Origin of the sequence: Streptomyces sp. UH6 (assembly GCF_013421635.1) — a bacterium.
Taxonomy (GTDB): Bacteria; Actinomycetota; Actinomycetes; order Streptomycetales; family Streptomycetaceae; genus Streptomyces; species Streptomyces abyssomicinicus.
This window is the reverse complement of record NZ_JACADT010000521.1, coordinates 1-4,001: the sequence shown is the minus strand read 5'-3', so window position 1 is coordinate 4,001 and position 4,001 is coordinate 1. Positions and strand designations below refer to the sequence as shown.

The 4,001-nt window shown below is 73.1% G+C and carries 4 protein-coding genes and 3 tRNA genes; 5 read left to right on the top strand and 2 right to left on the bottom strand.

Translation table 11 applies throughout. The annotated features are described in order from the left end of the window. Window positions 1–95: 95 nt before the first annotated feature. Window positions 96–395, bottom strand: a complete 300-nt coding sequence (locus HW445_RS21200; protein ID WP_180222565.1) for a YtxH domain-containing protein — start codon at window positions 393–395, stop codon at window positions 96–98. 149 nt (window positions 396–544) lie between these two features. Here HW445_RS21200 and HW445_RS21195 point away from each other — a divergent pair. From HW445_RS21195 to HW445_RS21185, 3 genes are all read left to right on the top strand, one after another. Next, window positions 545–617 (top strand) — tRNA-Asn (locus tag HW445_RS21195). A 6-nt stretch (window positions 618–623) separates the two neighbouring features. After that, window positions 624–696 (top strand) — tRNA-Asn (locus HW445_RS21190). A gap of 168 nt (window positions 697–864) precedes the next feature. Beyond that, a tRNA-Ile gene (locus tag HW445_RS21185) sits at window positions 865–941 on the top strand. A 136-nt stretch (window positions 942–1,077) separates the two neighbouring features. Here the strand turns inward: HW445_RS21185 and HW445_RS21180 are convergent. Beyond that, window positions 1,078–1,545, bottom strand: a complete 468-nt coding sequence (locus tag HW445_RS21180) for a MarR family winged helix-turn-helix transcriptional regulator (protein WP_180222564.1) — start codon at window positions 1,543–1,545, stop codon at window positions 1,078–1,080. 88 nt (window positions 1,546–1,633) lie between these two features. Between HW445_RS21180 and HW445_RS21175 the strand changes: the two genes are divergently transcribed. After that, entirely contained in the window at window positions 1,634–2,560 is a 927-nt protein-coding gene (locus HW445_RS21175; protein ID WP_180222563.1) for a zinc-binding alcohol dehydrogenase family protein, read from the top strand. A gap of 98 nt (window positions 2,561–2,658) precedes the next feature. Beyond that, window positions 2,659–3,852: an FAD-dependent monooxygenase gene (locus tag HW445_RS21170; protein WP_180222562.1), complete on the top strand. Its 1,194-nt coding sequence runs from the start codon at window positions 2,659–2,661 to the stop codon at window positions 3,850–3,852. Window positions 3,853–4,001: the final 149 nt, after the last annotated feature.

Here is a 4,001-nt window from a genome sequence, read left to right as displayed (position 1 = left end):
GCGGCGGGGGACCGCCGTCACCGAGGAGGTCGTGGAGCGGGTCGAGGTCGTGGAGCGGGCCGGGGAACAGGTCGCCGAGCGGGTCGTGGAGCGGCTCAGGCGGAGCCGGTGCCCCAGTCGTCCGTGCCGCCGCCGTTCGAACCGGCCCGGCTGCCGCGGACGGACTTCACCCGCTGCGACACCGAGTCCGGCATCTTGTCGCTCATCGTGTGGTAGGCCTTGCCCGCCACCTGCCGGCCCTGCTGGGCCGCCGTCTCCGCGGTGTTGCGCACCGCGGGGTTCTGCGTGACCTGGCGGGCCCTGGCGACGATCTGTTCGTACCGCTCCCGCCCGGCTTTCGCGCCGAGCACGTACCCCAGGGCCACTCCGGACATGAATGTGAGCCGGTAACGCATGGTCGGCCACCCTTCCTTCGGCTTCGGCAAACGGTCGCAGGGGATACCGATTGGCGGAGCACCCCCCTGCTTGCGCTAATGTATGTCTCGCAGCGAGCGCGCGCCCTCTGGCGAATACCCAGGCGGATGCGTTCGATGCAGCGAGGCATTCCTCCGTAGCTCAATTGGCAGAGCAGCCGGCTGTTAACCGGCAGGTTACTGGTTCGAGTCCAGTCGGGGGAGCTTCGGTCCTCCGTAGCTCAATTGGCAGAGCAGCCGGCTGTTAACCGGCAGGTTACTGGTTCGAGTCCAGTCGGGGGAGCATGCTGAACGAGGGCCCCGTCGGGGTCCTTTTTCATGTCCCGCCGCCTCCGGACAGGCCCTCCGCCGCTGGTCATGGTCATGCTGGGGACCTACCTGAGGCAGGAGATCGTATGAGCGGCTATGCTGCGGCAGACGGCGCGCACATATGTGCGCGACGCGCCGTGAAGGGGCGGTAGCTCAGCCGGTTAGAGCAGCGGACTCATAATCCGCCGGCCGTGGGTTCGAGTCCCACCCGCCCCACCACGGAGCACCACCGCAGGCGTGTCTCCCCACCTGCGCAAGCGAACAGGCCTCTCGATCGTCGAGGGGCCTTCGTCGTCTCCCGGGCGCTCCGGCGGGTGCCCGCCGGGCGGGAGCCGGAGCCGCGGGGCCCGGACGCTCAGGAGGTTCCGCGGGGCGGGCGCGCGGGGCGCGGTGTCGCCGGCAGGGGCGGGGTGAGGAGCGGCTCGAGCAGCTGGGCGAGCCGCCGCCGCTGCTCCGGCTCGAGCCGGCCGGTGGCCGGCTCGAGGGCCTCCTGCGCCTTCTCGTACATGCGCCGGGTCAGCTCGAGTCCGGCGTCGGTGATCGCGACGACGACCGCTCGCCTGTCCTCCGGGCTGGTGCCGCGTGTCACCAGCCCGCGCTGTTCGGCGCGGGCGATCAGGCCGGACAGGGTGGACTTGTCCAGGCCGAGGAAGGCCGCGAGGTCGCTGACGCGGGGGCGCCTGTCGCGCAGGATGCCGAGCACGCGCAGCTGGGTGAGGGACAGGTCGTGCTCGGCGCCGATCCGGGTGAGCACGCCCATGACCTGGTAGGCGCTGCGGACCAGGCCGTCGATCAGGACGTCCGTGGAGTCGTCGGGAACCATGCGCGCCACCCTACTTGACATTGTTTGTAATCCCAACAACTCTATAAGTGATTGGGAATACAAACCAACCAACCTGTGGGGGTCCCTCATGCATGCCGCTGTCGTCACGGCTCACGAAACGCCGCCCGTCTACGCCGAGCACCCCGAACCCGTCGCCCGGGGCGAGCACGAGATGGTCGTGGACGTCCTCGCGGCGGGCCTGCACCACCTGACCCGGGCCAAGGCGGACGGCACGCACTACTCCGCCGCCGGTGTTTTCCCGCTGGTGCCCGGCGCAGACGGCGTGGTGCGCGACCCCTCGGGCCGCCTGCGGTACGCCGTCCTGGACGACACGCGTCACGGCACCTTCGCCGAGCGCACGGTCATCGACGTACGCCGCAGCGTCGTCCTGCCCGACGACGTGGACCCCGTCCGGATCGCCGCCGCGATGAACCCGGGGATGTCCTCCTGGGTCGCCCTGCGCCGCCGCGTCACCTTCCGCGCGGGGCAGCGCGTCCTCGTCCTCGGCGCCACGGGGAACGCCGGACGCATGGCCGTCCAGATCGCCAAGCGGTTCGGCGCCGCGCAGGTCCTCGCCGCCGGCCGCGACACCGCCCGCCTCGGCACGCTGCCCGGCCTCGGGGCGGACCGCGCGCTCACCTTCGACGAGATCGCCGCCGCGGCCGACGTCGACGTCGTCCTCGACTTCGTGTGGGGCGCTCCCGCCGCCGACGCCATGCTCGCCCTGCTCACCGCCCGCGCGGACCGCTCCGCCCCGCTGACCTGGATCCAGATCGGCTCCATGGCGGGCGAGGCCGCCCCGGTCCCCTCCGCGGTGCTGCGCGCGGCCCGGCTGCGGATCGTGGGCAGCGGCATCGGCTCGGTCCCGCCCCGTGACTTCATCGAGGAACTGCCCGAGCTGGCGAAGGCGGTGACCGGGGGCGCCATCGAGGTGCGGGCCCGTGCCGTGCCGCTGGCCCAGGTCACGCGGGCATGGTCCGAGACGACCGGCGAACGCCTGGTCCTCGTGCCGTGAGAGCCCCGGGCCCGGCCTTCCCCCCTCACGTGTCACGGCTGCCCGCCCCCTACCGGCTACCGGGCGGCGGGCGGCCGGGCGGAACCAAGGAGTGCGTCATGCAGAAGCGGGCGTTGATCGTCGGTCTCGGTGTCGCGGGCATGTCCGCCGCCATCGGGCTGCGCCGGGCCGGGTGGACAGCGGTGATCGTCGAGCGGGCGCCCGGACGCCGTACCGGCGGCTACTTCGTCAACCTGATGCCCGAGGGCATGCGGGCGGCCCAGGACCTCGGCCTGGACACCCTGCACACCCGTGACCCCGAGCGCGGAACGACCTGGGAGCTGAACCGCAGGGGCCACCGCAGGCCCGCGGTGGGCTGGCTCGACCTGCCGGGCCGTCCCACCGCGATGGTCCGGGGCGACGTCGAGGCCGCGCTCTGGCAGCGGATCCGGCCGGACGGCGAGGACGGTGTCGAGGTCCGCTTCGCCACCGCGCCGGTGGGGATCGCCGAAGGCGACACCTCGGTGGAGGTGGTGCTGGAGGACGCCTCCGCCGGCCGGCGCCACCGCGAGTCCTTCGACCTGGTCGTCGGCGCGGACGGTCTGCGCTCCACGGTGCGGCGCCTCGCGTTCGGCCCCGACGAGCGCTTCATGACCACGTGGAACGCGATGATCTGCGCGTTCCCGCTGCCCGGCCGGCTCCCCTCGTTCGGCGCGCAGGACAGTCTCGTCAGTGCCCGCGCCGGGCGGGCGGTGTGGGTGTTCGGCCTGGCGGACCGCGCGCCCACCGCCCTGCTGACCTACCGCGCCAAGGACATCGGCGCCCAGTTCACCGGCAACCGCACCGAGCGGCTGCGCGCCGTGTTCGACGACATGGACCATCCGGCCGTACGCCACGTCCTGGACGCGCTGGCCGGCACGACGGACTGCCTCTTCGACTCGGTGCACCAGGTGAGGATGGACCGGTGGCACACCGGACGGGTCGTGCTCGCCGGCGACGCGGCGTGGTGCCTGAACCTGTTCTCGGGCATGGGCACCACCGCCGCCCTTGCGGGCGGGGCGGAACTCGGCCGCGTCCTCGCGGAGCACCCCGGCGACCTCGCGGCCGCACTGACCGCGTGGGAGGGCCGCCTGCGCCCCTTCGTCACCACGCATCAGCGGCTGGCCCGGCTGAAGCAGCAGTGGTTCATGCCGACCCACCGCGTCTCGGCCGTGGTCCGCGCGCTGGTCCTGCGGCTGGCCGTCGGCGCCCGCAGCGGCGTCACCGAGGCGCGGCTGCTGCGGGCCGCCGCACCGGTGCCGGACGGGGCCTGAGACCGGGGACGGCGGCAGGACCGGCCGGGCCGCCGGCCGGTCCTGCCCGCGAGACGAAGCCCCCGGAACGGTCCGGGGGCTTTCTCGTAGCTGCCTGTGCTGTTCGCGATGCGGATCCGCGCACGTCGCGCCACGGCCGGGTCAGCCCC